Annotated in this window: 17 protein-coding genes and 1 pseudogene; 11 read left to right on the top strand and 7 right to left on the bottom strand. The window is 61.1% G+C overall.

The window, feature by feature from the left end:
* Positions 1 to 11 precede the first annotated feature (11 nt).
* A complete protein-coding gene (locus tag U5A67_RS16860; protein ID WP_321959723.1) occupies positions 12 to 1082 on the bottom strand; it encodes a diguanylate cyclase in 1071 nt (356 codons plus the stop codon).
* A 361-nt stretch (positions 1083 to 1443) separates the two neighbouring features.
* Positions 1444 to 2724 carry a cardiolipin synthase gene (gene cls / locus U5A67_RS16865; RefSeq protein ID WP_205985926.1) on the bottom strand — a complete coding sequence of 427 codons (1281 nt, stop codon included), beginning with the start codon at positions 2722 to 2724 and terminating at the stop codon, positions 1444 to 1446.
* Between the two features lie 238 nt (positions 2725 to 2962).
* On the opposite strand from cls, the gene U5A67_RS16870 reads away from it, so the two are divergent.
* Complete coding sequence (locus U5A67_RS16870; protein WP_205985925.1) at positions 2963 to 4498, top strand: methyl-accepting chemotaxis protein; 1536 nt, start codon at positions 2963 to 2965, stop codon at positions 4496 to 4498.
* A gap of 68 nt (positions 4499 to 4566) precedes the next feature.
* Here U5A67_RS16870 and U5A67_RS16875 read toward each other — a convergent pair whose 3' ends face one another.
* Positions 4567 to 5010, bottom strand: a complete 444-nt coding sequence (locus U5A67_RS16875) for a DUF3828 domain-containing protein (RefSeq protein ID WP_321815296.1) — start codon at positions 5008 to 5010, stop codon at positions 4567 to 4569.
* A 414-nt stretch (positions 5011 to 5424) separates the two neighbouring features.
* Between U5A67_RS16875 and U5A67_RS16880 the strand changes: the two genes are divergently transcribed.
* From U5A67_RS16880 to U5A67_RS16890, 3 genes are read left to right on the top strand one after another with little or no spacing between them, the layout of a single operon-like run.
* Complete coding sequence (locus U5A67_RS16880) at positions 5425 to 5982, top strand: sugar dehydrogenase complex small subunit (RefSeq protein WP_321815295.1); 558 nt, start codon at positions 5425 to 5427, stop codon at positions 5980 to 5982.
* 13 nt (positions 5983 to 5995) lie between these two features.
* Complete coding sequence (locus U5A67_RS16885; protein ID WP_321815294.1) at positions 5996 to 7597, top strand: GMC family oxidoreductase; 1602 nt, start codon at positions 5996 to 5998, stop codon at positions 7595 to 7597.
* A 10-nt stretch (positions 7598 to 7607) separates the two neighbouring features.
* Entirely contained in the window at positions 7608 to 8939 is a 1332-nt protein-coding gene (locus tag U5A67_RS16890; RefSeq protein WP_321815293.1) for a cytochrome c, read from the top strand.
* A 137-nt stretch (positions 8940 to 9076) separates the two neighbouring features.
* On the opposite strand, the pseudogene U5A67_RS16895 reads toward U5A67_RS16890, so the two are convergent.
* Both U5A67_RS16895 and U5A67_RS16900 read right to left on the bottom strand, forming a co-directional pair.
* Positions 9077 to 9313, bottom strand: a pseudogene (locus tag U5A67_RS16895) (DUF2000 family protein); the annotation flags it as partial.
* A gap of 314 nt (positions 9314 to 9627) precedes the next feature.
* Positions 9628 to 9894, bottom strand: a complete 267-nt coding sequence (locus tag U5A67_RS16900; protein ID WP_205985921.1) for a hypothetical protein — start codon at positions 9892 to 9894, stop codon at positions 9628 to 9630.
* 419 nt (positions 9895 to 10313) lie between these two features.
* On the opposite strand from U5A67_RS16900, the gene U5A67_RS16905 reads away from it, so the two are divergent.
* The 4 genes from U5A67_RS16905 (at position 10314) to U5A67_RS16920 (ending at position 14001) form a co-directional block, all read left to right on the top strand.
* Positions 10314 to 10490 (top strand): hypothetical protein, encoded by a 177-nt coding sequence (locus tag U5A67_RS16905; RefSeq protein WP_205985920.1) that lies wholly within the window; start codon positions 10314 to 10316, stop codon positions 10488 to 10490.
* 129 nt (positions 10491 to 10619) lie between these two features.
* Entirely contained in the window at positions 10620 to 11360 is a 741-nt protein-coding gene (locus tag U5A67_RS16910; RefSeq protein ID WP_321815292.1) for a response regulator, read from the top strand.
* On the top strand, positions 11344 to 12657 hold the full coding sequence (locus U5A67_RS16915; RefSeq protein ID WP_321815291.1) for an ATP-binding protein: 1314 nt from the start codon (positions 11344 to 11346) through the stop codon (positions 12655 to 12657). The genes U5A67_RS16910 and U5A67_RS16915 overlap by 17 nt, the downstream gene beginning before the upstream one ends.
* A gap of 252 nt (positions 12658 to 12909) precedes the next feature.
* Positions 12910 to 14001 (top strand): porin, encoded by a 1092-nt coding sequence (locus U5A67_RS16920; RefSeq protein ID WP_321815290.1) that lies wholly within the window; start codon positions 12910 to 12912, stop codon positions 13999 to 14001.
* Between the two features lie 86 nt (positions 14002 to 14087).
* Here U5A67_RS16920 and U5A67_RS16925 read toward each other — a convergent pair whose 3' ends face one another.
* Positions 14088 to 15338: a multidrug effflux MFS transporter gene (locus U5A67_RS16925; RefSeq protein ID WP_321815289.1), complete on the bottom strand. Its 1251-nt coding sequence runs from the start codon at positions 15336 to 15338 to the stop codon at positions 14088 to 14090.
* A gap of 25 nt (positions 15339 to 15363) precedes the next feature.
* Positions 15364 to 22497 carry a non-ribosomal peptide synthetase/type I polyketide synthase gene (locus U5A67_RS16930; RefSeq protein WP_321959724.1) on the bottom strand — a complete coding sequence of 2378 codons (7134 nt, stop codon included), beginning with the start codon at positions 22495 to 22497 and terminating at the stop codon, positions 15364 to 15366.
* Between the two features lie 643 nt (positions 22498 to 23140).
* Here U5A67_RS16930 and U5A67_RS16935 point away from each other — a divergent pair.
* From U5A67_RS16935 to U5A67_RS16945, 3 genes are all read left to right on the top strand, one after another.
* Entirely contained in the window at positions 23141 to 23584 is a 444-nt protein-coding gene (locus U5A67_RS16935) for a (2Fe-2S)-binding protein (RefSeq protein WP_321815287.1), read from the top strand.
* Complete coding sequence (locus U5A67_RS16940) at positions 23565 to 25760, top strand: xanthine dehydrogenase family protein molybdopterin-binding subunit (protein WP_321815286.1); 2196 nt, start codon at positions 23565 to 23567, stop codon at positions 25758 to 25760. The genes U5A67_RS16935 and U5A67_RS16940 overlap by 20 nt, the downstream gene beginning before the upstream one ends.
* A gap of 62 nt (positions 25761 to 25822) precedes the next feature.
* Positions 25823 to 26173, top strand: coding sequence for a c-type cytochrome (locus U5A67_RS16945; protein WP_321815285.1), 351 nt, complete (start codon positions 25823 to 25825; stop codon positions 26171 to 26173).
* Positions 26174 to 26226: the final 53 nt, after the last annotated feature.

Genomic DNA, 26226 nt, shown 5'->3' on the forward strand with positions numbered 1-26226 from the left:
ACGCTGCTTTTTCAAGCCGCCTCAACGCGATTGCGGCCCGCTTTCTTGGCGCGATAGAGCGCGCGATCGGCACGTTTGATCAACGCTTCGATATCGTGCTCATTGGGCTCGCGCGTGACCACGCCGATGCTCACGGAAAACGGAATGGGTTTGAGCAGCCAGGTGTGTTCGAAATCCTGCGCTTCGATGCGCTGCCGCAATGTTTGCGCCACCGTATAGGCGCGCGTGGCATCCGCGCCGGGCAGCGCCGCGACAAATTCCTCGCCGCCCCAGCGTGCGAAAAGAATCGGCTCATTGGTCACGCTCATGCCGACTTTCGCCAGTACGCACAGCACTTCGTCGCCAACCGGGTGTCCGTAGGTATCGTTGATTTCCTTGAAATAATCGATGTCGAGAATAAACATCGAAAAGGCATCCGACGTGCCCAGCATGCGGGCAACAAACTCCAGACATTCGCGGCGATTCGGCAAACCGGTGAGCGGATCGGTGACGGCCTGTTTCTTCAGGCGGTCCAGCAATTGCGCGCGATCGGTAATGTCGCGTACCACCGCAGTGAATTCAGTTTCGCCATCGACGTCGATACGCGAAATGGCGATCTCCACCGGAATAATCGAGCCGTTGCGATGGCGCCCGTACACGCTATTGCTTTCGTCCATACGCGGCGGCGTCATGGCGCGCATTTCCATGAGGGGCGAATCGGCGAACTTGCGCACATTATTGGAATGGTTGGCGCGGAACTGTTCCGGCAGCAAGGTCTCGATGCGTTTGCCGATTATCTCGGCGGAGGAATAGCCGAATAGATTTTCTGCCGCGCGATTGAATAACGTGATGCAGTGCTGCTGATCGATGGTGACGATCGCGTCATAGGCAGAGTCGACTACGGCGCGATAGCGCGAAGCGTTAATCGTTTGTTGATGCGTCGATTCGGGTTGCGCGGCGGTAGTTTCTGTTGTGACGAGCACTTCAGTGACCGTCCGGCCATCGTTGGCGAATTGGAACGGCGTGAGTGTGATGCGCAATGCGTGATTGCGGATGCAGACCGGTTCCGTGCGGCTGGATTCATTCGCAGCCGAAAAAACCATGCGCAGCGCTTCGCCAAACTCATTCCGGCACTGATCCCATCTGGTATCGGCCAATAGCGTATCGACGGCTACAGGCAAAGGCCGAATGACTGCTTGAATCTGCTCGAAGAACGATGGGTTGCCCGAAATGACAATGCAGGCTCCACGGTCGTCGCGCGCAACGACAGCGACGCCAACGGCAGGGTGCTTTACGATTTTATGCGGCTTGTTGTGCAACTCAGACATACCTTGACCTTGCGGGAGGATTACACGGCATCCGTCCAGACGTTCTTCCGGCATTGTTGCACAGCCATTATTCGATGGCGTCCAGCATTTTTCAGGCCCGCGACCGCCGCCGGATCACAGCCGGAACCTCACAGCCTCAGAGCTGCGAGTCAAGCAGCGCAACCGCGCGTTCCAGCAGCTTTTCCGCAGGCGAACGGCGGCGCCAGTCTTCAAGCGTGATGCGTTTTGCGTGGCCGATGTCCTGGTCGAATAGCGCCGTTTGCTCGCGCGCGAAATCGCGATCGTAAATGTTGAGATTGGCTTCGTCGTTGAGTTTGAATGAACGGCTGTCGAAATTCGTCGAACCCACCGACACCAGATATTCGTCGACCACCATCAGCTTGCAATGGAACATCGTCGGTTGATACTCGTACATTTGCACGCCGGCTGCAAGCAGATCGCCCCAGCAAGCACGCGATGCTTCGCGCACGGTATGCGTGTCGATACGTTGGCCCGGTGTGATGATCTGCACTTTCACCCCGCGTTTGGCGGCTTCGACGATGGCGTTGATCGTCAGTTTGTCGGGCACGAAATAGGCGCTCGCGAGATGAATGGAGTGCGTCGCGGCCGTAATGGCCATGAGATACATGAGTTGCATGTCGTCGCTGCCGCCCGAGGGCGAACTGCTGAACATGTGCGCGAAGCCATCGCCGGCGGCGTCGATCTGCGGGAAATATTGCGGGCCGTGTAAGACATTGCCGGTAGCCTTGACCCAGTTGTCCATGAAGACCGCCTGCATATGGCCGACGGCCGGACCTTCGATACGAAAATGCGTATCGCGCCAATGCTTTTCGTCCTGCGCGTGGCCGGTCCATTCTTCGGCAATACCCACGCCGCCGGTGAAACCCAGCTTGCCGTCGATCACCAGCAATTTGCGGTGCGTACGATCGTTCATGCGGCCAAGGCCGGTCCAGTGCGGCTTGTGATACTGAACCACTTCCGCGCCCGCCTCGCGCAGCATGCGCAGATAGCGCTTATCCATCTTCGACGAACCGACCCAATCGAGCAGCACATGCACGGCCACGCCTGCGCGCGCCTTGTCCGAGAGCGCCTGCGCAACCTTTTCGCCGATCGCGCCGGACCAGTAGATAAACGTCTCGAAGGTGATGCTGTGCCGGGCGTTGCGGATGCCTTCCAGCATGGCCGGAAAAATCTCGTCGCCGTTCACGAGCACCGCAAACCGGTTGCCGCCGATGATCGGCGGTCCGAGCAGCAGACCCATCGAACGGGCGAATTGCGGATTGTCGCTTGCGTACAGTCGTTCGATCTTGTGCTCGATTTTCTTCTCGCCGCTGGTGAGATTCGCGATCACCAGCACGACGATTAGCGTCAGCGCAACGGTCAGCACAATCACGGCGAGCAGGGCGAGGGTCGGCATGCACGGGCCTCGGAACGGGGGAGCGAGAAGTGAACCAGCGTTTCTGTCGACGTGATGTCGCATCGAACGTGCCCGGCTGGCGCGGAGTCGATGCCGGGTGAATAGCTGGTGAGTCGTGTGTTGGGAAACCCGCTAAAGAACGCGGCCGCTTTGCCGTTATAGATTAACCAAATGGTTAATTTGTTCCGTCTGGCCTAACGTCTTTCCCCCGTTTCCTGTCCGTTATCTGCGATTCGATATGAAAGTCTCAACCAAGCTGATCGTTCTTGTCGGCACCGCGCTGGTCGGCGTTGTCTGCATTGCCGCTATTACCCTGTCGCAGCTCAAGGCGTCGCTCGTCGAAAGCCGGCAGCAGCAGATCACCAATCTTCTGCTGAAAGCCGAACATCTGGTGCTCTATTACCAGGGACAGGAAGCGCAGGGCAAACTTTCGCGCGATGCCGCGCAGACAGCCGCGAAGGCCGCGGTCAGCCAGTTGAATGCGGACAGCAAGAGCTATTTCTGGATCACCACGACGGACAGCATCAACCTCGTGCATCCGAATCCGGGCCTGATCGGCACGAAAACGGGGGGCAATCGCACGACGATGGGCGATCTCACCGACACGCAGGCTTACGCACAAGGGCTGTCGCGCGAGCACATCGCGCTGGTGGACGTGCTGATCCACCGCTCGCCCGATAGTCCGCTGGAGCCGAAACTGCAGGGCGTGGTGGCCATTCCAGGCTGGAACTGGTGGATCGGCACCGGCTTTTTCTACGACGATATCAATGCCGCGTTCTGGCGTGTCGCGCGCACGATGATTGCGATTGCCGTGCTGATTTTTGCGGCGGTGGGCACGATGGCGTGGCTCATGACGCGCAGCATCCGCCGCGCGCTGGGCGGCGAGCCGGCCGACGCCGCGGAACTGGCCGCGCAGATCGCCGCCGGCAACCTCAATACGCACGTACGACTGGCCGCCGACGATCGATCGAGCCTCATGTATGCGCTTCACGAAATGCGCGGCAAACTCAGCGAACTCGTGCAGGGCATTCAGTATTCGAGCGATTCGATCGCGACGGGCTCATCGGAAATTGCCCAGGGTAATGCGGATCTGTCGCAACGCACCGAAGAGCAGGCCGCCTCGCTCGAAGAAACGGCGGCGAGCATGGAGCAATTGACCGCCACCGTTAAGCAGAATGCCGAAAACGCGCGCCAGGCGCGTCAGCTTGCGGTGCTCGCCTCGGACGCGACGGGGCGCGGCGGCAGCGCCGTCAACGAGGTGATCGAGACCATGCGCGGTATCGCCAACGAGTCGAATCGTATCGGCGAGATTATCGGCACGATCGAGGGGATTGCGTTTCAGACCAATATTCTGGCGCTGAACGCGGCAGTGGAAGCCGCGCGTGCGGGCGATGAAGGGCGCGGCTTTGCGGTGGTGGCGGGCGAAGTGCGGGCGCTCGCGCAGCGTAGCGCCTCGGCGGCGAAGGACATCAAGGCGTTGATCGGCTCGTCGGTGGAGCGCGTGGATGTGGGCTCGGGGCAGGTGGCCGTGGCCGGCGAGCGCATGAGGGAGATCGTGCAGTCGATCACGCGTGTGAGCGACATCATGGGCGAAATCGAGGCGGCTTCGGTCGAGCAGAGCACCGGCATCGAGCAGGTGAATCAGGCGGTCTCGCAGATGGATACGGTCACGCAGCAGAACGCGGCGCTGGTGGAACAGGCGGCGGCCGCCGCGGCGGCGCTCGACGAGCAGGCGACGCGTTTGCGCTCTACGGTGGCGGTTTTCCAGATTTGATTGGTATAGGCGTCAATTAGAAGCCGCGCGATTTTGCGCGGCTTTTTTTGTGAGTTGATGACGAGCGATTAACGGTAGTCCAATGTGCTATCGACCTTCGTGATTTTCCAGACGCCCGCGATCCTTCGCATGAAAACCACCACATTGGTCTGGCTTTTCGAACCAAACGTCATGGGAACAATGGCGACATCACCGAGCATAACGGCCTGATGCGGCGCGATATGGCTTAACCAGTCCTGTTCGTCTTCGTCTTGCACTTTCAGGAAATAGTCGACATCTTCCGGCAAGCGATTATGCCGATAATCGCTTCGCAACCTGTTGACCGTATCTTTGGCGACAAAGTCGACGATGCCCGCCTTGAGCAGGGGATAGGTCAAATCCGAACCGGTCTTGAGATACCACGTGTAGAACGCGCCAGCCCGTGCATCCGGCGTGTCGGCTGGGCCCGATGCGAAGGCGTTGTGACACAAGGTAAGCGCGCCAAGTGCAAGTATCGAGAGAATACGCTTCATGGGTTGTCAATTGTGGCGATAGATTTTGTATGCATGATGCGCGAAGAACGCATAGTGTGCCGCACTATTTCCGTTGTATGCCATTTGAACGAATTCCTCTGCACTGTTCAGCGAGACGCCATTTAACCGGCATGGCAGGGTGTTGTATCGTCAAAACGCGAGATGGTTTGAGCGTCGTCATACCTTGCCGGACATAAATCGTCCGGCCGTTTCTGCTTCACTCGATGGTCGCGCTACTCGCGCCGGCGCTGCACAGTGGCGGTTTTCCAGATTTGACCTAGGCTTTCTGGTAAGCGGGCGTGCGCCAATTCGCCACATCAAGTACACTGGCGCCGTTTTTAACTAGTTAGTACAGAGTTTGCTGGTCAAGCGGGCGCGCTGCAAGGCGCTCCGTGAGCAAAACCTGGAAACGCCATGACGTCCTCACAACAACCACCGTCTCAGCCGTTCGCGCCTTCGCGGCGGCAATTTCTCATCGGCACGACCGTGCTCGCGACGCTTAGCGTGGCGGGCCTCGGCGCCCTTGGGGTCGCGCACGCGCAAGCCGCCGCCACTGCCGATGCAAGCGCCGCCGCAGACTTCGCTGCTTTCATGAAGCTTTCGCAGTATCTGACCGGCAAGAGCACGCTCGACGTCGAAATCGGCCGGGCGATTCTTGCAGGGTTGCGCGGCGACGACGCCAATGCCAGCACCACGATCGCGCAACTCAACGATTTCGTGGCGCGCACGAATACCCCTGCAAACACGCTGCAATCGGTGCTGGACGCCTCGCAGCCGGCGCTGGCGAAGCTGCCGAAGAAAGTGGTGACGGCGTGGTATCTGGGTGTGGTCGGCACGGGCAAGCATGCCCGCACGGTCGCCTATGAACAGGCGCTCATGTATCCGCCCATCGCGGACGTCATCGTTATGCCGAGCTACGCGCGCGGCGTGCCTGGTTACTGGGCCAAGCCCCCAGTGCTGTCCCACTCCTGATCCCCGCATTCCTATGGCAACGAATCAATCCGCCGACGTCGTGATCGTCGGCGCCGGCATTGCGTCCGGTCAGATCGCACAGAAGCTCGCCAAGGCGGGTATCGACGTTCTCATGCTCGAAGCAGGCCCGCGCATCGAGCGCTGGCGCATCGTCGAAAATTACCGGAATAGTCCATTTAAGTCGGATTTCCAGTCGCCGTATCCGCCCACGGAGCACGCGCCGCATCCGCAGTATTCGCCGAGCAACGATTATCTCGTGCAGCGCGGGCCGGAGCAGTACAAGGCCGGTTATCTGCGCATGGTGGGCGGGACGACGTGGCATTGGTCGGCGCAATCGTGGCGACTGCTGCCCAATGACATGAAGCTGAAGACGCTTTATGGCGTGGGCCGCGACTGGCCCATCAGCTATGACGATCTCGAGCCGTATTATTACGAGGCCGAAGTCGAAATGGGTGTGGGCGGTCCCGAGGATCTCGGTTCGCCGCGCTCGAAACCTTATCCGCATCCGCCGCTGCCGCTCTCGGACTTCGACCAGAAGTTCAAGGACGTCGTGGAGAAAGCGGGCTACAAGCACGTGACCGAACCGGCCGCGCGCAATACCGCGCCGTTCGATGGTCGTCCGGCTTGTTGCGGCAATAGCAACTGCATGCCGATCTGCCCGATCGAAGCGCAATACACGGGCGAAACGGCGATTCGCAAGGCCGAGGCCGCGAAGGCGCGTCTGCTGCCCAATGCCGTGGTCTATCGCATCGAGCACGACGAGCGCGGCCGTATTGTCGCGGTGCACTATAAGGACCCGGACGGCAACACGCAGCGCGTGACCGGCGAGATCTTCGTGCTGGCTTCGAACGCCATCGAGACGCCCAAGCTCATGCTGATCTCGAAGAGCGACAAATTCCAGAACGGTATCGGCAATAGCTCGGACCAGGTGGGCCGCAATCTGATGGATCACCCGGGCACGACGGTCACTTTCCTGTCCGCCGAACCGATGTGGCCTGGCCGCGGCCCGATGCGTCTTTCGTGCATCAACAATCTGCGTGACGGTGCGTTCCGCTCGGAATATTCGGCGATGAAACTGAACGTCGGCAATTATTCGCCGATGCGCGCCGTCACCGATTATCTGATTTCGAAGGGCGTCTACGGCGCGGAACTCGACGAGAAGATTCGTGAATATGCGTCGCGCTGGGTCGTGGTGAACAGCTTCTTCGATATTCTGCCGGACCCGGAAAACCGCATTACGGCGAGCACGGAATTCAAGGACAAGCTGGGCATTGCGCGTCCTGAAGTGCATTACCGCATCGACGATTACATTAACAAGGCGGCAAAGGTCGCGCGCGGCCATTACGCCCATATCGCGGACCTGTTCGGTGGCACCGAAGTGCGTTTTGACGATAAGTACTTCAACAACAATCACATCATGGGCACGCTCATCATGGGCGACGATCCGCGCGATTCGGTCGTCGACAAGGATTTGCGTTCGCACGATCACGAGAATCTCTTCATCGCGTCGAGCGGCACGATGGCGAGCGCGGGTACGGTGAATTGCACGCTGACGCTTTGCGCGTTGTCGATGCGTCTCGCCGACAAGCTGATCGACGAAATGAAACATGCTTGAGGCGCCTGCGATGACCACAATCAACAAGAACACAATGCGTCGCCGCTTTGGCGCGCTGCGTAAATGGCTGCCGGCCAGCGCGCTCGCCTTGAGCGGCGTGTTTGCGGGCACGCTGGCGCACGCCGCCAATGCGAACGCCGATGCCGCGCTCGTCAAACGCGGCGAATATCTCGCGCGCGCGGCGGACTGTATTGCCTGCCACACGTCGAATAAAGCGCAACCTTATGCGGGTGGCGTGCCCTTCGATCTGCCCTTCGGCACGATCTATTCGACCAATATCACGCCCGATAAAACCTATGGCATCGGCAATCTGAGCGACGCGGATTTCATCGGCGCGGTACGCGAAGGCAAGTCGAAGGACGGCAAACGCCTTTATCCGGCGATGCCTTACACGTCCTATACGCAACTCACCGACGACGACATCCTCGCGATTCGCGCGTATCTGCGCACGATCGCGCCGGTTGGCAAGGCGGCGCCTGCGAATACGCTGGGTTTCCCGTTCAACCAGCGCTGGGCAATGGTGTTCTGGAATCTCTTCAATTTCGATTCGGGCCGTTTCCAGCCCGATCCTTCGAAGAGTGCGGAATGGAATCGCGGTGCGTATCTGGTGGGCGCGCTTGCACATTGTCAGGAGTGCCACACGCCGCGTAACTTCATGCAAGGTCTGTCGGGCAAGTCGCTTGCCGGCGCGCAACTCGGTAACTGGAGCGCGTATAACATCACGCCGGACCCCATCGCCGGTATTGGCGGATGGAGCGATGCCGAGTTGATCGCGTATCTGCGTGATGGCGCGGCGCCTGGCGTGGCGAACGCTGCGGGGCCGATGGCAGAAGTGGTGGAGAACAGCACGCGCTTTCTCTCGGATCAGGATCTGAAGTCGATGGTGACGTATCTGCGCACGGTGCCCGCGCAGACGCATGGCGCAGATGGCTCGACCAAATCGCGCTTTGGCTGGGGTTCGTCGATCGAGAGCGTCACTGCGCTGCGCAATCAAACGCTTACGGTGCTGGGCGCAGGCGGGGCCGCCGACGGTCGCACGCTGTTCAACGCCAATTGCGCAAGCTGCCACGGCTGGCAAGGTACGGGCGTGGGCGGCAAGGATTCGGGCGCTTATCCTTCGCTGATGCATAACACCAGCGTGGGTGCATCGAATGCCGATAACCTCACGATGGTCGTGCTGCATGGCGTGAGCCGTCAGACCAACAACGGCCATATGTCGATGCCTGCCTTCGCGGGTGAGTTGAGCGACAGCGAAGTGGCGACGCTCGTGAACTTCGTCACCACGCAATTCGGCAATCCGTCCGCGACGATCACGGCGGATAAGGTTGCGAAGATGCGCTGAGTGCGTGCAATGCGGCGGCCGTCTGGCCGCCGCTCATTCATCCGCGCTTTGATGGCGTCCATGACGTCGGGCGCGTGCCAGACCTTGATCGAGCGAGTGAGCGAGAGGCCTTTCATGATGAAAAGGCGAACAGCCTGCCCGATCAACCCCACCGCCAGATATTGAAGCGTATCGTCTGCATGCGTTTGCACGGCATGAAGAAAAGCGTCGTAATCGGTCGTCGGTTGGCCCTGAACGGGGAAATCGACGATGCCGCAGTGCGGCAGGGCGTTTTCGCGCAGTGTGCTTAATTGCGCGCGGCTGGCTTTGAGCGCGGTGCGCGCCCAAAAGCATTGGACGATTTTCCGGCGCAGGATCGATCGGTCACGTCGCATAGGGCGCGATCATGAGCATGAATGCGTGAATTTGCATTCATGGTTGCAACGAACCGCCAATCGCATACGCCTCACGCGAACGCCGTTTCCGGCGAACGAGCGCGTCGAGCGACGCAGATTCGCAGCACCAGCAGAACGGCTGTTGCATTGCCGCAAAAACACCACGCCGGCTCGCAAGCGGCCGCACAGCCAAACCGCTCGACAAGTCCAGTCAAGGGTCCAGTCAAGGCGCTCAGGCGCGGCTCACAAGCCTCCCGTTGCCAGGAGGCTTGCCGTCGTGCAACTGCAGCAGACCAGCGCTGGTTGCCCGCGCTTTAGTGGCCGTGAGCCTCGCGAAATCCGGCATCCGCTTCAGGGCGCTGATTGCGGGTGCGGACGTGGAATCCTGCGGATACAACATACAGGACACCCGCGAACGACCAGGAGTACGTTCCTAAAACGAAGCAGAACAGGAACGCATCTTTTGGTGGATAGACATTGAGTGCCCATGTCATGCAGGCAACTGGTAACAGCAGCAGACACAACGCCGACCGGTTCAGAAAAACGGCGACCCTTGCATTCTTGAGCGTTTCAGTTTGCATGCCTGGCTCCATAGGGAATGGCACTGGGATATAGACTGGCACGAACTCCAATCTATAACCACTCGGTAAATTCCCTTACAAATACGGCTATTTTTCGCCTGTTCGTCGGTCGAATGGATTGGTGCAATGCACACATTTAACGACTCACTACATTGAGAAATAGCGCTTAAAACAGGGGCGAATCGTTCTCGGGATGGTGTGGTTGAAACACGTTAAGCAATGAAATGAATCATCAGGAATGCGATTGAATTGATTGAGGTGCAGGATCTGCGTCGAGATACGGGGCAGCCACGTGCTCCGCACGCACCGATTACGCGGGAATAGTTCGTAATAACTTGACGAATTGAGTGCATGCGAGTCCGCCAGGTTTCATGGCAGAATGCGCCGCAAATTCCAATAGCTTGTGTAAGGGGTAATCGATGCGCTCTGGTGTCAAACTCGGCCGCGTGGCACGCTCGGCAATGACGGTTGCCGCACTGGCCTGCGTGGTGTTCATTCAGGGCTGCGCCTCAACCATCGGCACTATCGCGCTCGGGGCGGGGCTGGGTGCCACAGCAACGGTAGCGGGCATCTATTGCGCGGTCGCCTGCCACTGACGGGAAGCGCCAACGCCTGGCGCAGTCATCGTGTATTACGGAAATAATCAGTAAGCCAGCGTAGCGGGCTTTATCGCATCATCTGCTTTTTTGATCGCGCTATTGCCTGCCCGCTCCATGCTTCATTCCGTGCCACTGACAAAGTCAGGCTTACACGTTCTGCTTGTCGACGACGACGAAGCGCTGTGCCATATGCTGGGCAGTTTCTTTGCATCGCGCGGCGTGGCATTCACCGCGGTGCATTGCGCCGATCATCTGGATAGCACGATCGAGACGCTGCGGCCCTCGATCGTGGTGCTCGACCTCATGCTGCCGGGCGTCGACGGTCTCACGGCGCTCAAACGTCTGCGCGAGCACGACGCCGCCACGCCCGTCATTTTGCTCACCGCGCTCACCGATGAAACCGAACGGATCATCGGCCTTGAAATGGGCGCGGACGATTACGTTTCCAAGCCTTTCCTGCCGCGCGAACTCCTCGCGCGAATTCATGCCGTGCTGCGCTATAGCGGGGCGCAGACCGTGCGGCCAACCGGCCCTGCTGGAGATTGCATCCGCTTCGGCGATTTCGCACTCACGCTCTCGCGCCCGGCGCTGACGAAAGCGGGCGAGCGCGTGAAGATCGGTCCCGGCGAACTGCAGATACTCGCGCGTCTGGCGTCGCGCCCCATGGAAGTCATCAGCGGCGACGCATTGCGCCAGTTACTGGAAGGGCGTGGCGGCAGCGCCCGCAACAAGAGCATTTACGTCGCGATTCTGCGGCTCAGGCGTATCGTCGAAATCGATCCCGACAAACCGCGTCTTATTCAGACCGTGCGTACGCGCGGTTATATGTTCGTACCCGAGCAGGCCGCCGATGAAAAGATTGCTTAACACGCTTTTCGTGCGGCTGGCGTTGATGACCGTGGGCCTTATCTGCCTGCTGCATGCAACGAGTATGGTGCTGATCGAACGCGACCGAGGCGAACTCGACGTGCTGCACATCGCGCATGCGGTCATGACCGTGGCCGCCGTGCATGAGGAAGATCCTGCGTTGATGCCCACCGTCGCCGCGAATCTGGGCCTGGTCTACGTGCCCGATATCAAACTGGCGGCTGGCCATACCGGCCACACAAGCGGTTTCTTTCCCGCTGAAGAAGCGCTGCGCGAACATTTGCCGGCGGGCAGCAGCGTGCGCGTTGCCACCAGCGGCGATATTTTCGTCAACGTGAGCGGTACGGCATTCACCATCGTCGTACCGCAGGCCCTGTTGCCGGCAAGCCGTTATTTGAGCGCGACGTTTCTGATGCTGGCGTTTGGCGTGATCGCCGCGCTGGTTTTTTCGTGGTATCTGCAACAGCCTATTCGCCGTCTTGCCGATGCATCGCGTCTGTTTCGCAATCAAGGCCGGTCGGTTGCACTGCCGTTGCGCGGGCCGACCGAAATTCGCGATTTGACGGAAGACTTCAATCAGACCGTCACCACGCTTTCGGAATTGGAAAAAGAACGCGCAGTGATGCTGGGTGGACTAGCACACGATTTGCGTGCACCGATCACACGCATTCAGGTGCGCGCCGATCAGATCGAAAGCCGTAAAGATCGCAACGCGTTCTTGCGTGACACGGAAGCGATGTCGAGAATCGTCGATCAGTTTCTCGACTTCGCGCGCGGTACCTTCGAACCTTCGCCGCTGGTTAGCGTGGATACGTTTTGCCAGCGCGAATATGGCGGCGTGAACGACGAGGCGCGCACGATGGGCGATGTCGAGCCGGATCTCATGCGACTCGATCTCTGCGCAGGAGCGGGCTTTCGCCTGCCGCTCAATGTGGTGGAGCGCAGTCTGTCGAATCTTGTCGAAAATGCCTTTATTCATGGGTCGCCGCCCATCGAGATCACCACGCGCAGGGAACGCGGCCGCTTCATTCTGCGCGTGAGCGATCAGGGTGAAGGGGTATCGCAGGACGATATGGCGTCGATGCTGTTGCCATTCGTCCGGCTCGACCCTGCGCGCGGCGGTCATGCGCGTTGTGGGCTGGGATTGTCGATCGTGAAGCGCCTCGCGACGAGTGCCGGTGGATCGATGAATCTCTCGAACGCACCGGGCGGCGGTCTGGTCGTCACGATGTCGTTTCACACGGATGAAACCCTGCGTGCCGATGTGCGCCCGCGTGCGGCTTCGGCAAACGTCTAATCTTATGTAGTATTGAATGCGCGGGCGGCAAATAATATTCCCGCAAGAAAGGGTTTGTAATTAATAAAAAGAAATAACGCACAAGATACGTAATCAATCTAATTCAATCGAGCGCACGCGTTTTGCGATATCAGGTATCGCCAAATAAGACGTCTCCAGCCAGGTAGGTGTCATCTAGAATCCGTGCAAACCGGCTTGCTGTGCATGTCGTCGTGCCAGCAAGAACGAGTCCACAATAAATCTGGAGACACGATGAAATACATCGCATTGCGATCGATCGCGGCTGTAGCATCGATATTGACTGTCAACGCGGCGCACGCCCAGTCGAGCGTGACCTTGTTCGGCATGATGGATACGGGTATCACGTATTTCAGCAATCAAGGCGGTCATTCGAGCGTGATTGAAGATGGCTATGTGAATTCGCCAAACTTCATCGGCCTTTCCGGCAAGGAGGAACTGGGCGGCGATCTGCGCGCGGTCTTCCGGCTGGTGCAATCGTTTCAGTCGACCAACGGCAAGGCGCTAAGCTCGGGCCTCGCGTTCGGCCAGGACAGCTTTGTCGGCCTCGAAAGCGATACCTACGGGAAACTCACGCTGGGGCGGCAAAACGATTTCGCCAACGAGATGCTGCAATACGCGGGCATCGTGGGGCCGATTTACGGTTACCACCCGGGCGACTACGACCGCATTACCGGCGAATTCCTGAACAACTCGATCAAGTACGACAGCCCCACGGTGATGGGATTTCAGGGCGGCGCGATGTATAGCTTCGGCTCGACCTCCGGCACTGCGACCAACACGGGCCGCGCATTCAGCGTGAAGCTGAAGTATCAGAATGGGCCCTTTGCCGTGGGCGGGTCGTTGACCGACCTGAACGGCACGACGATCAACCCGGCTTCCATTGGTCTTGCCTACGCATTTGGAGAATCGACCGCATCGACGGCCGATAGCGGAATCGCACTCCATAACCTCACGACGGCCACGGTGGGCGCGGCGTATCAACTGGGTTCGGCGCGTGTCATGGCGTCGTATTCGCACACGCATTTTGAAACCACGGAAGGCGCGACGGACCGACTGCAAACCGTCGACGTCGGCATGAGTTACAACATCTTTCCCGATCTGATCGCAGCGGCGGATTACGGCTATTCGGTCGGGCTGGGCGGGCGCTGGCACGTGTATAACGCGATGCTCGATTACCTGCTGTCGAAGCGCACGACGGTTTATGTCAGCGCCGATTTCGCGCACGTGACGGGCGCGGGGCAAGTCGCGCAACTGCTTTATGCGAGCCCTTCCTCCAGTGCGAACCAGCTTGCGTTGCGCGTGGGGATCTCGCACCGGTTTTAAGGCAGGCAGACCGGTAGCGTGCTACCGGTCCAACCTGGGCGCGCTTTAACGCTCTTACGCTTTTACGCCTTTATTCCCATACTCTTTTACTCCGCAGTCGGCGCGCGCGACGGATCGTAACCGGCCTGCTTCGCTTCACGCCGGCGCGCCGCCGATTGCCTCGCGCAAAGCATCAGACCCAGCGCAGGCAGCACGACATAACTCACGCCGAGCAGCGTCACCACATCGTTCGATACCGAAGAAACAAGGCTATTCACGCCGAACGCCAGCCCCATCTGCGAGCAGCAATAGATGGCACCGGCCGCCCCGCGCCGCGCGGGAAAGCGATCCATGCAAATCGCCGAGGCGCAAAGCACGATAAACGAGTAACTGAACGACACGCCCGCGACGCTGAGCAGAAAGCCTGGCGCGCTCATCGCACCCAGCTTCGAAAGCGCCAGCAACGCCACGCCGCACAGCATGGCGATGACAAGCCCGGCGCGCATGGTCGGCAACATACCGAACCGGCCGATCAACCGTGGTAATAGCAAACGGCTGACGATCAAGCCGATCCCGACCAGCGCGCTCACCGCGCCGTATTGCGTGGCCGTCAATCCAAACTGCTGCTGCAGCACGAACGGACTCGAACTCGTGTACATGACAAAGCAGGTCATGCCGACACCGGCCACCATCGTCGACGAAACGAACGTCGCGTCCGACAACACCACCCGATACGAAGCAAACACCTCACGCGCCGTAATCGAGCGGTTCTTGTATTGATTCGTTTCGCGGCATCGCAGATATATCGCGAAGATCGCCGCGAGCAATAACGCCATAAAAACAAAGTTGGCGCGCCAGCCGAACCAGGTCTGCACGAAACTCCCCAGCAGCGGACCCAGCACGAAGGAAAGGCCGGTAAACAAGGTGATATACGAACTGGCGATCGCATAGCGTTCGCCCTGCACGATATCGGCCAGCACGATGCGCGAGAGCGCAAGACACACGCCGCTGCCCAGCCCCTGGATAAAACGCGCGAGCAGAAAGCCCGTGATTTTCGCGGCGGCCACGGCCCAGAGATTACCGACGATCGCCACGGCCAGGCCCAGCAAGATCACCGGCTTGCGGCCGTATTTATCGCTGACTGGCCCATAGACCAATGCACCTGCCCCCGTGCCGAACAGAAACACGGAGATCGACGCCTGCACATATTGCTGCGAGGCGTGCATCGCTTTCATGATGGCGGGCAACGACGAAAGATGAATGTCGGTGCCCAACAGGCCGATCAGCAATAACGCGGTCACCACCGCGACGATCGTCAGTTCGTCGCGGCTAAAGCGCACTTTTTTCGATGTGGACACAGTCCGTCCTTGCAATGTTGTGGGCTCAGGCGCTGCGTTGTCGTGCGTGCCGTTCCAGATGCTGCGCGATAGTTGCAGCGTTTTCGCGGCTCATGATGCTGTGGTGATCGCCCGCCACGCGCACGAGATCCAGCGAGGCCGCGAGCACGCCCCAACCGAGATCCGGTTCGCCGAACTGCTGCGCGAAACCGTCTTCGCCACAGCACAGCAGCACGCGTCCCGAATAAGGCGCGGGGCGATAGGTGCGCAGCGCTTCGTCATTCGCATCGATCACGGCCAGCACCTGCCGGATCTGCCGCTCGCCGGTTCCGGCAGGCAGCAGGCCTTGTTGCGTCGCCGCTTCGAGCACGTGGCGCCAGTGCACGTCCGTGGGCACGTCGCGCAGGCTTTCCCAATCGAACGCGAGCTTCGGCATCAGGATGCCGAGCATCACGGCTTCGTCGCTCAGCCATGTGCGGGCCGCCATCTTGCCGTAGGTGCCGTTGCGGTACAACGGTTGCACGCTGGCGTTCTGCGCGCGCGAATCGAGCAGGGCCAGCAGTGCAACGCTTTCGCCGCGCTGCTGAAGCTGCTGCGCCATTTCGTACGCGATACATCCGCCCATCGAATGGCCGATCAAGCGATACGGGCCTTGCGGCTGCACCGTTTTCATCAGGTCGATGTAGTCGGACGCCATCGCTTCGATCGTGCGCAGCGGCGTCGATTCGCCTTGCAAACCGCCGGCCTGAATACCGTAGACGGGTTGTTCGCTGCCTAGGCTGCGTGTGAGTTCGACGTAGTTGGTCGTATGGCCGCCATACGGATGAATGCAGATCAGCGGCGGCAGCGCGCCCGTGGTTCGCATGCCCACGAGTTGCTGGCTGCGCGGGTCGCGCATCGTTCGCAGCGCGGCGGCGAGCGTTGCCACGGTGGGGCTTTCGAGCATCGCCGAGGTGGGCAGCTTCTGGCCGAGCACCTGTTCCACCTGCAGGATCACACTCAACGCCGATAGCGAACTGCCGCCGAGTTCGAAGAAGTTATCGGTGAGCGCTACCGAGGGCAGTCCCAGCACTTCCGCGAAGATCGCAGCCAGTTTCGCTTCGATGGTGTCGTGCGAGCTGACTGTCGATGTGTCGCCAGAATGAGTTTGAGCCGGTTCAATTGCGGTTTGATCGGCGTGCGGAGTCGCGGCGCGCACGACGTTGCGCGCCTGCGGCCAGAAACGCTGACGCTCGAACGGATAACCCGGCAACGGAGCACGCTGGCGCGTGGCGCCTTCGTGCAGCATCGCCCAAGCCGGCGTGACGCCCGCAACCCACAGGCGCCCTACGGCCAGCGCCAGCGCGCCGCAATCGGACCATCCCGCAGCGCCCGAAAGCGTCGCCGTGGCGACGCGTGCATGGGCGTTATCGGCGTGCCTGCGGATGATGGACGTGAACGTGTGGCCCGGACCCACTTCGACAAACAGCCCATCCGGCGTTTGCAGCAAGGTGTCGAGGCCTTCGGCGAATCGCACGGTCTGACGCATGTGGCGCACCCAATGCGCGGGATCGGTCGCCTGCGCGTGCGTGACCCACGTACCGGTGACGTTGGTGATGTACGGAATCTGCGGCGCACGCAGTTCGACCTGGCTCACCGTCGCCATGAAGCGATCGAGCACCGGGTCGAGCATGGCCGAATGAAACGCGTGCGAAGTGGCCACGCGTTTGCAACGCAAGCCCTTGTTTTCCAGCGTCGTTTGCACGGCGTCGATGTGTTCGGCCGGGCCCGCAAGCACGCACGCGCGTGCCGCGTTGACAACGGCAAGATCGACCGCGCCCGTGAGGTACGGCGCCAGTTCCTGTGCGGACGCTTCGACCGCCAGCATCGAACCGCCGGGCAATGCCTGAATCAACTGACCGCGCATGCAGACCAGCTTCAGCGCGTCGGGCAGCGACATGACACCGGCCACGCAGGCCGCGACGTATTCGCCAAGACTGTGGCCCATCATGGCATGCGGACGCACGCCCCAATGCGCCAGTTGCTGCACCAATGCATATTCCACGACGAAGAGCGCGGGTTGCGTCACGGACGTCTGCATCAAACGCTCGCGTGCGGCATCGGTGTTATCGGCGTGCGGATACAGCACCGTGCGAATGTCGAGCGCCATCAGCGGCTCCAGCAGACGCGCGCAGTGATCGACGCAATCGCGGAACACGGCTTCGGACTCGTAGAGATCGCAGCCCATGTTCACTTGCTGCAGGCCCTGGCCGGGGAACAGATAGTTGATGCGCGCGGCCGGTGCGGGCATGCCGGTGCTGCTGCGCGTGGCGGGCAGCGTCGTCAGCGCTTCGAGCGCGCCGGCGATACGGTCGCTCACCACCACGCGTCGATGCGGGAAATCCGTGCGGCCGAGTTGCAGCGTGCAGGCGATATCGGCGAGTCTCGCGTCAGGATGATCGCGCAGATAGCTGGCCAGATTGTTCGTCATCGCATCGAGTGCGCTTGCCGATTTCGCCGACAAGGTCAGCACCTGAAACGCCTGATCGCGTTCGCCCGATCGCGCAGCGGCTGGCGGCGCTTCCTGCAGGATCACATGCGCATTGGTGCCGCCGATACCGAACGAACTGACGGCCGCGCGGCGCGGCGTCGCGGCACTGGGCCAGTCGGTGAGCGTGTTGTTGACCCAGAAAGGGCTGCTTTCCAGTTCGAGTCTGGGATTGGCGGATTCGAAATGCAGCGTCGCCGGAATCTTGCCGTGATGCAGCGCGAGCGCGGCCTTGATCAGACCGGCGACGCCCGCGGCCGCGTCGAGGTGACCGACGTTCGACTTCAGCGAGCCGAGCGCGCAGAACTGGCGCTCGCCGGTATAACGGCGCCACGCGCGCGTGAGCGCGTGCACTTCGATCGGGTCGCCCAGCGGCGTAGCCGTGCCGTGCGCCTCGACGAAACCAATGCTGTCCGGCGCGACGCCCGCGCGCTGCAACGCCTGATCGATCACATCGGCCTGGCCGTCGGCGGCGGGCGCGGTGAAGCCCACCTTCGCGTTGCCGTCGTTGTTGATCGCCGAACCCTTGATGACGGCCCAGACGTGATCGCCATCGGCGAGCGCAGCGGCAAGCCGTTTGAGCACGACAATCGCGCCGCCGCTGCCGCGCACCGTGCCTTGCGCGCGGCTATCGAACGGACGGCAACGGCCATCGGACGAAAGAATATGGCCTTCCTGATGCAGATAACCGGTGCCGTGCGGGATTTCGATCGACACGCCGCCGGCCAGCGCGATCTCGCATTCGTCGAGCAGGAGTTGCTGGCAGGCCAGATGCACGGCCACGAGCGACGTCGAGCATGCTGTCTGCACCGTCAGCGCCGGGCCGCGCAGATTGAGTTTGTACGCCAGTCGCGTGGAAAGAAAATCTTTCTCGTTGAGGATGGTGGTCTGGAACAACTCGGCCGCGCTTTCGGGGTGCGTATCGAGGTAATGCAGCAGATAGGCGGAGCGGCCCACGCCGCCCACTACGCCAATCCGGCCTGCGTAGCTGGCGTTCGCATAGCCCGCATGTTCGAGCGCCTGCCAGCCGGTTTCGAGGAAGAGGCGCTGCTGCGGGTCCATCAACAAGGCTTCGCGCGGCGGATAGCCGAAGAACGCGGCGTCGAATTGATCGACGTTGTCGAGCAGGCCTTTGCGCTTCACGTAACGCGGATCGGTGAGCAGGGCGGGATCGACACCGGCCGCGAGCAGTTCGCTATCGCTGAGATCCTGCACGGATTCGACGCCCGCGACCAGATTGCGCCACAGATCGTCCACGTTTTGCGCGCCGGGAAAGCGGCCCGCCATGCCGATGATGGCGATGTCGCTATCGGAATGATCAGTATTGCCAGGTATGGGCGGTGCTTTGGGCGCGGCTTGCCGCTGGATGTTGGGCGATGTATCGGCCGGCGATGCCTGAGCGCCACGCAGATGCGCGGCCAGCGCGCGGATATTCGGAAAGCGGAACAGGTCCATGGTTGGCACATGTCGCCCCAGAACCTGTTCGAGTTCGATCTCGACACGCACGAGATCGAGCGAATGGCCGCCCACTTCGAAGAAGTTATCGTCGATACCGACGACATCGAGTTTCAGCACGGTTTTCCAGACATCGGCGATCTGCTGTTCGAGCGTGTCGCGCGGTGCGAGGACGTTGTGCGATGTCACGCGTTCGCTGGCATCGGGCAAGGCCGCGCGATCGATTTTGCCGTTCGGCGTGAGCGGCCAGGCGTCCAGCAACATGATCGCCGAGGGCAGCATGAATTCCGGCAACTTGTCTTGCGCGTGGGCGCGGATGTCGCCAACGCTAATGCTGTCTTTCTCGCTGGCGATCGCATAGGCGAGCAGCGAAGGCGCGCCGCCATTCGTTGCGCGCGCAATCACCAGCGCTTCGCGAACGCCGGCGCAAGCGGCGATCACTGCTTCGACTTCGCCCAGTTCGATGCGAAAGCCGCGAATCTTCACCTGATGATCGATACGCCCCAGATATTCGAGGCTGCCGTCGGGCAGGAAGCGCGCGAGGTCGCCGGTTTTATACATGCGCGCCTGCGCGCCTTCGAACGGATTGGCGATAAAGCGCTCGGCCGTGAGGTCGGGGCGGTTCAGATAGCCGCGCGCGAGGCCAACGCCTGCGATATGAATTTCACCGGCGATGCCCACCGGCACGCGCTGCAGTTGCGCGTCGAGCAAATAGATGCGCGTGTTCGCGATGGGGCGGCCAAGCGACACGCGTCGCGAATCCGCAGTCAGAGGCGCCACGGTCGCGCAAACGGTGGCTTCGGTCGGGCCGTAGGCGTTGAGAAAGCGTCGGCCGGGCGCCCAGCGTTTGACGATGTCGAGGCTGCACGCTTCACCGGCGGCCGCGACGGTGCGCAGCGTCGGCACATCGTCGGGCTGCATCAGCGCGAGTACCGAAGGCGGCAAGGTGATGACCGTCACGGCAAGGCGCGCGATGGTGCCGATCAGCGCCGATCCCGGCATCATGTCCGCCTTCGAGGCGAGGCACAGCGCCGCGCCCGCGCAGAGCGTGCTGAAAATTTCCGCGACCGACGAATCGAAACTCGCCGATGCGAATTGCAGCAGGCGGCTTTCGATGCCGATGGCGAAGCGCTCGGCCATCGTATGCACCATGTTCGACAGGCCGTAATGCTCGAGCATCACGCCCTTCGGACGGCCGGTCGAACCGGAGGTGTAGATCACGTAGGCGAGATCGTCTGGTTTCGAGGCCAGATCCAGGTTGTGCGTGGATTCGTCCGCGATGGCGGCGGCGTCCGTATCGACACACAGGCGGCGCACGCTCGCCGTGGACACGCTGGCATTCGCGCCACGGTCCGTCAGCAGCAGATTCAAACCCGAATCGTCCTGCATGTACGCAAGACGGTCTGCGGGATAGCCCGGATCGAGCGGCAGATAGGCGCCGCCTGCTTTCAACACCGCGAGAATCGCAATCACCAGACCGGGGCCGCGTTCCATGCTGACGCCCACCAACTGGCCTGATTTCAGGTCGAGACGGCGCAGATGATGCGCGAGCTGGTTGGCGCGCGCATTGAGTTCGGCATAGGAGACAGTCTGCGAATCGCAGACAAGCGCAGCGGCGTGTGGCTGACGTTGCGCCCAGTCTTCGACGAGCCGGTGTGCGGGCGATTGCGGAAAGCGGCTTTCGGTGGCATTCCACGCGGCGTAATCGGTGCTTTCTCGTGCGGTCAGCATCGGCAGATGTCTGAGCGCCGTTTGCGGCGCTTCGACTGCACCCGCGATCAAGGTGCGGTAGTGATCGACCAGATAGCCGATGCTTTGCGCGTCCCACAGCGCCGTGTTGTACCAGCACACCGCGCGCAGGCGGCCATCGACTTCTTCAACCACGAAGTCCAGATCGAATTTCACGCCATGCTGTTCGAGCGGATACGACGCGAGCGGCAAACCGGCAAGATCGAGCGTTGCGCCGCCTAAACCCATACGCGCTGCCGCGACGCCGCGCATATTGTCGAGATGGGCCTTCTGATACGTAAAGGAAACCTGAAAAACAGGGCTGCGGCTGGCGTCGCGCGCAATGCCCAGTTGTTCCACCAGCAGCGGAAATGGATAGTCCTGATGTTCTTTCGCGCCCACGAGCACCGCTCGCACGTGCTGCAAAAACGCTTCGAAAGTGCTTTCGCCATTTACGTTCGCGCGCAGCGCGCAGGGGCTCGCGAAGTAACCGACGGTGCGCGCATAACCTTGTGGCGGCCGCCCGAAACGTGGCGAGCCGACTACGATATCGTCCTGTCCGGTATAGCGATGGAGCAGCACGTAAAACGCGGCCATCAGCACCGTGTAGACCGTGACATCGTGCTGACGCGCGAGCGCGCGGATCTGCTGCGTGAGCGTGCGATCCAGTTCGAACGCATGGCCCGCGCCAACATGCGTCTGCACGGGCGGACGCGGCCGGTCGGTGGGCAGATCGAGTACGGGCGGGCGTTGCAGTTGCTGCTTCCAGTAGGCCGCATGGTTCTCGCCAGTGGACGACGCCAGCAGGTTCTGCTGCCACTCGACGTAATCGACATAAGCGAGCCCGGTCGAAGGCAAATCCGCCGCTTTGCCTTCAACGCGCGCGCGATAGCAAAGCCCCAGTTCCTCCATCATCACGATGAGCGACCATGTGTCCGCGGCAATGTGATGGCAATTCAGAAACAGCACGTGCGTGTCGGCCGCGCGCGAGAAAAGGCGCGCGCGAAATACCGGCCCGTGCTTCAGATCGAATCCCGTATCCGCCTCTTGTGCGAGGCGTGCATGCAGCGCAGCCGCGTCCCATTGCGATGCGTCGTGATGCGCGAAATCTGCCTGACCCTGCGCGTGAATCAGTTGCACGGGCTCGCCGCCGTGCGCCGCGTAAGTCGTGCGCAACACCGGATGCCGATCGACCAGATCCTGCAAGGCAGCGCGAAACGCGTCCAGATCGAGCGCGCTATGTATCGTCCACGCCATCGGCAGGCCGTACTCCGCGCCTGCCGGGTTGAGGCTCCACAGAAACCACATGGCGCGTTGTCCGCGCGAGAGTTTCGCCGTTGTGGCGGCAGGCGAAGACGGATCGATGCGGTCTGCGCCAGTCGCGGGCGGAGTCGGGTGTTGGTTCTGCGGATGCATGCGGTGTGTGTTGCTGTTTAGTTTTAATGAGTCGAAGCGCCTGGCCGATCCCATGCCTTCCCCACGCGAGCGCGCTAAACGTGCCTCGACAATGGCCAGGACAAAACCGGCGGACGATTTATACCGAACGGGGACGCATTTTTGATGACGGCCGACGTTGCACCGTCGAATCTTCTGGCTCGCCAAAAGGTGCTTTAAACAGGCGCTTCAATTGCGAGCTTTAATATTGGCTTTCGACTGGCTTTCCGTGCGATTCAATTAATCGTACGAAACAATTTATCGCGCAGGTTTTGGGCCGATTGCACTTGCCGCTGGTTAACGGCTGTTATTGCGGAAACCTGAATATCGATTGGCTGCCTTGAATGCGTTTTTTTGAGGCTCGCGCTGCGCAAACGTTTGACGAAACGGCAGCATCAGGTATCCCATTTTCATTCCATACATGAAACAAAACATCGTATGTGAACCAATTATCACACCATAAAGTTGCATGCAAAGAGAGAAGTATCCAGCAAATACAGGGGTACAAAGAAAATCAAGCCGGTCAAACCCGCTCTCGCAACACAATATTCAAAAGAGACGATCGGCAACCTTTTTGGGTCTCCACGCCATTGCCGGGCTTTTTGTCCAGGCCAAGAATGCCAGGCATTGCAGGTGGTTTTAACGCCGCGTGCCCAGGCGATTCGAGAGGAGACATCTCATGCAATTCACACTGAACGGCCAGCCATTCGATTTCGATGGCGACCCGGATACCCCTTTGCTTTGGGTGATCCGCGAAACGGCCGGTCTGACCGGCACCAAATACGGCTGCGGTATTGGCGCGTGCGGCGCTTGTACCGTGCATCTGGAAGGCGAGGCCACGCGCTCGTGCGTGCTGCCGGTTTCGGCGGTAGCAGGGCGCCGTATCACCACGATCGAAGGACTCGCGCCCGAGACTTCGCATCCGGTGCAACGCGCGTGGATCGCGAAAGACGTGCCGCAATGCGGTTATTGCCAGTCGGGCATGGTGATGGCCGTGGCCGCGCTGTTGCAGCGGCATCCGCATCCCACCGATGCGCAGATCGATCAGGGCGTGACGAACCTGTGCCGCTGCGCGACCTATCACCGTATTCGCGAGGCCGTGCATGTCGCAGCCGACCGCTGAGCGCGCGCTCGCGCCGCATCGCGCGGACCGTCGCGCCTTTCTGAAAACCGGCCTCGCGCTGGCGGGCAGTTTCGTCTTGCCACTGTCCTTGAGCGAGCACGTGCAGGCCGCGCAGGACGGCTCGCCGTATCGCGAGATCAATGACTGGGTGCGCGTGGACCCGGACGGCCGCACCATCATCGGGCTTTCGCAGGCCGAAGTCGGGCAGGGCGTCTATACCGGTCTGCCGCAGATTCTCGCCGATGAAATGGACGCCGACTGGCGCCTCGTGAGCGTGGAATTCGTCACGGGCCGCGACGCTTATCGCATCAGCGCGGCCAACGAACATCCGCAGCAATTCGTGGGCGCGTCGATGTCGATCACGATGTTCCATGCACGTCTGCGCGTGGCGGGCGCACAGGCGCGCGAAGCGTTTCTCGCGGCGGGCGCGCGCAAGCTGGGCGTGCGGCCCACGCAATGCACGACAAAGAGCGGGCGCGTGATTCACATGCAAACTGGCCGCTCGTTCGGCTACGGTGAACTGCTGGCCGATGCCGTGCAATTGCCGCTCGATCCGCAGCCGCGCCTGAAGCCCGAATCGGCGCGCACTCTGATTGGCCAGCCGCTGCATAAGCTCGACGTGCCCGCCAAGGTGAATGGCAGCGCGGTGTTCGGCATCGACGTCAAGGTGCCGGAGATGCTCGCGGGCTTCGTGAAGATGGCGCCGACGCTCAACGGTAAGCCGCTGGCGGTGCGCAATCGCGATACCGTGCGGGCGCTGCCCGGCGTGGTCGATGTGGTGCTGGCGAAGGACGCCGTGATCGTCGTGGCCAAAACGTACTGGCAGGCAAAAAAGGCGGCCGACGCGCTCGACGTGCAATGGCAGGACACTGCGCCGCCCGCGGACAGCGCGACGATACGCGCCCAGAACAAGGCCGCGCTGATGACGCAGCAGGCCGTCGTGGCGACGCGTATCGGCGATGCTCCCGCGCAGTTTGCATCGGCGGGCCGGGTGATCGAAGCCGATTACCACACGCCCTATATCGTCCACGCGACGATGGAACCCGTGAACGCGACCGTCCACGTGCGCGAGCACGAGATCGAGGTGTGGGGGCCGATCCAGGGGCAAGACAAGGTGCGCTGGACGCTCGGCAGCATCTTCAAGTTGCCGCCCGAAAAAGTGATTGTGAACACAACGTTTCTGGGCGGCAGTTTCGGGCGCAAATACGTGCCCGATTTCGTGATTCATGCGGCGGTCGCCTCGAAAGCCGTGGGTCGTCCGGTCAAGGTGATCCGCTCGCGCGAAGACGATATTGCGCACGGTTTCTATCGGCCAGCGGCCTCGGCACGGATGCGCGCGGTGCTGGGTGCGGACGGCTATCCGCGCGCGATGCATCTGCGTGTGGTGGGGCAATCGCTTTACTGGGCGATCAAGCGCGATTACTTCGAGAAAGCGGGCGGTTGGGACGAGACCATGCTCGACGGTCTCTACGATCTTGGCTACGCGGTGCCGAACCTGCTGGTCGATTCGGTGAGCGTCGATCAGCACATTCCCGTGAGCTTCATGCGCAGCGTGGGCAGCACGTCCAGCGTGTTCTTTCTGGAGAGTTTCGTGAACGAACTTGCGCACGCGGCGCGGATCGATCCGCTCGAGTATCGGCGCACGCTGCTGCGCGGCGATCTGCTGGCGGTGCGCGTGCTCGAACGCACCGCTGCGCGTGCAGGCTGGTCGCGCAAGCCTTCAGCGGGTCTTTATCGCGGCCTCGCGTATTGCCTCTATACCGGGCGCGGCGGCGCGTTCACGACCTATGTGGCGACGATCGTCGAGTTGCGCATGGTGGACGGCAAGGCAAAACTCGAACGCATCGTGTGCGGTATCGATTGCGGCCGGGCCGTCAATCCGATGCTGATTCGCGAGATGGTGGAAGGCGGGATCGGCTTTGCGCTGACCAACACCTTCAAGAGCGAGATCACGTTCAAGGATGGCGCGGTGGTGCAGCAGAATTTCGCCGATTACCCGCTGCTCTATCTCGCACAGATGCCGAAGATCGAAGTCGAGATCGTCGATAGCGAACGCTCTCCGCAGGGCTGCGGCGAGGTGTCGTTGCCGCCTGTTGCGCCCGCGGTGGCGGCCGCGCTATTCGAGGCGACCGGTACGCGCCTGCGCACGATGCCGCTCGAACAGGAACTCGCTTGAACGCAGGTCTCTGGCGATCCCTTTATTTTTCCGCAAATTCCCCACAAAAACAGGAATCGAACATGATCCCACTTCGCCAGTTGCTGGCTGCTTTCGGCGCGCTTGCCGCAATCACGGGCGCGACCCACGCACTCGCCGAACCTGCACTGGACGCCGCGCGCGCCCGCCAGATCGCCACCCAGCACGCGTGCTTCGGCTGTCACGCCGTCGACAAGAAACTCGTTGGCCCGGCCTATCGCGACGTGGCCACGCGCTACAACGGCAAACCCAATGCAGCGGCCACGCTGGTGGCGCATATCCAGAACGGCAGTTCGGGCGTCTGGGGCGCGGTGCCGATGCCGCCTAACGCCATCAGCGCGGGCGATGCGCAAACCGTCGTGCAATGGATTCTGGGCGGCAGCAAGACCGACTGAACCTGATCCCCGCAGTATCCTGCCGGACCGCTTTGCCGGACCGGCAGGTATTT

Source organism: Paraburkholderia sp. J69-1 (assembly GCF_905220255.1).
In the GTDB taxonomy this organism is placed as follows: Bacteria; Pseudomonadota; Gammaproteobacteria; order Burkholderiales; family Burkholderiaceae; genus Paraburkholderia.

Coding starts and splice junctions, on each gene's coding strand:
- U5A67_RS16860 (WP_321959723.1), bottom strand. CDS start 1,082: ATGGTTTTTTCGGCTGCGAATGAATCCAGCCGCACGGAACCGGTCTGC.
- cls (WP_205985926.1), bottom strand. CDS start 2,724: ATGCCGACCCTCGCCCTGCTCGCCGTGATTGTGCTGACCGTTGCGCTG.
- U5A67_RS16870 (WP_205985925.1), top strand. CDS start 2,963: ATGAAAGTCTCAACCAAGCTGATCGTTCTTGTCGGCACCGCGCTGGTC.
- U5A67_RS16875 (WP_321815296.1), bottom strand. CDS start 5,010: ATGAAGCGTATTCTCTCGATACTTGCACTTGGCGCGCTTACCTTGTGT.
- U5A67_RS16880 (WP_321815295.1), top strand. CDS start 5,425: ATGACGTCCTCACAACAACCACCGTCTCAGCCGTTCGCGCCTTCGCGG.
- U5A67_RS16885 (WP_321815294.1), top strand. CDS start 5,996: ATGGCAACGAATCAATCCGCCGACGTCGTGATCGTCGGCGCCGGCATT.
- U5A67_RS16890 (WP_321815293.1), top strand. CDS start 7,608: ATGACCACAATCAACAAGAACACAATGCGTCGCCGCTTTGGCGCGCTG.
- U5A67_RS16900 (WP_205985921.1), bottom strand. CDS start 9,894: ATGCAAACTGAAACGCTCAAGAATGCAAGGGTCGCCGTTTTTCTGAAC.
- U5A67_RS16905 (WP_205985920.1), top strand. CDS start 10,314: ATGCGCTCTGGTGTCAAACTCGGCCGCGTGGCACGCTCGGCAATGACG.
- U5A67_RS16915 (WP_321815291.1), top strand. CDS start 11,344: ATGAAAAGATTGCTTAACACGCTTTTCGTGCGGCTGGCGTTGATGACC.
- U5A67_RS16920 (WP_321815290.1), top strand. CDS start 12,910: ATGAAATACATCGCATTGCGATCGATCGCGGCTGTAGCATCGATATTG.
- U5A67_RS16930 (WP_321959724.1), bottom strand. CDS start 22,497: ATGGGATCGGCCAGGCGCTTCGACTCATTAAAACTAAACAGCAACACA.
- U5A67_RS16935 (WP_321815287.1), top strand. CDS start 23,141: ATGCAATTCACACTGAACGGCCAGCCATTCGATTTCGATGGCGACCCG.
- U5A67_RS16940 (WP_321815286.1), top strand. CDS start 23,565: ATGTCGCAGCCGACCGCTGAGCGCGCGCTCGCGCCGCATCGCGCGGAC.
- U5A67_RS16945 (WP_321815285.1), top strand. CDS start 25,823: ATGATCCCACTTCGCCAGTTGCTGGCTGCTTTCGGCGCGCTTGCCGCA.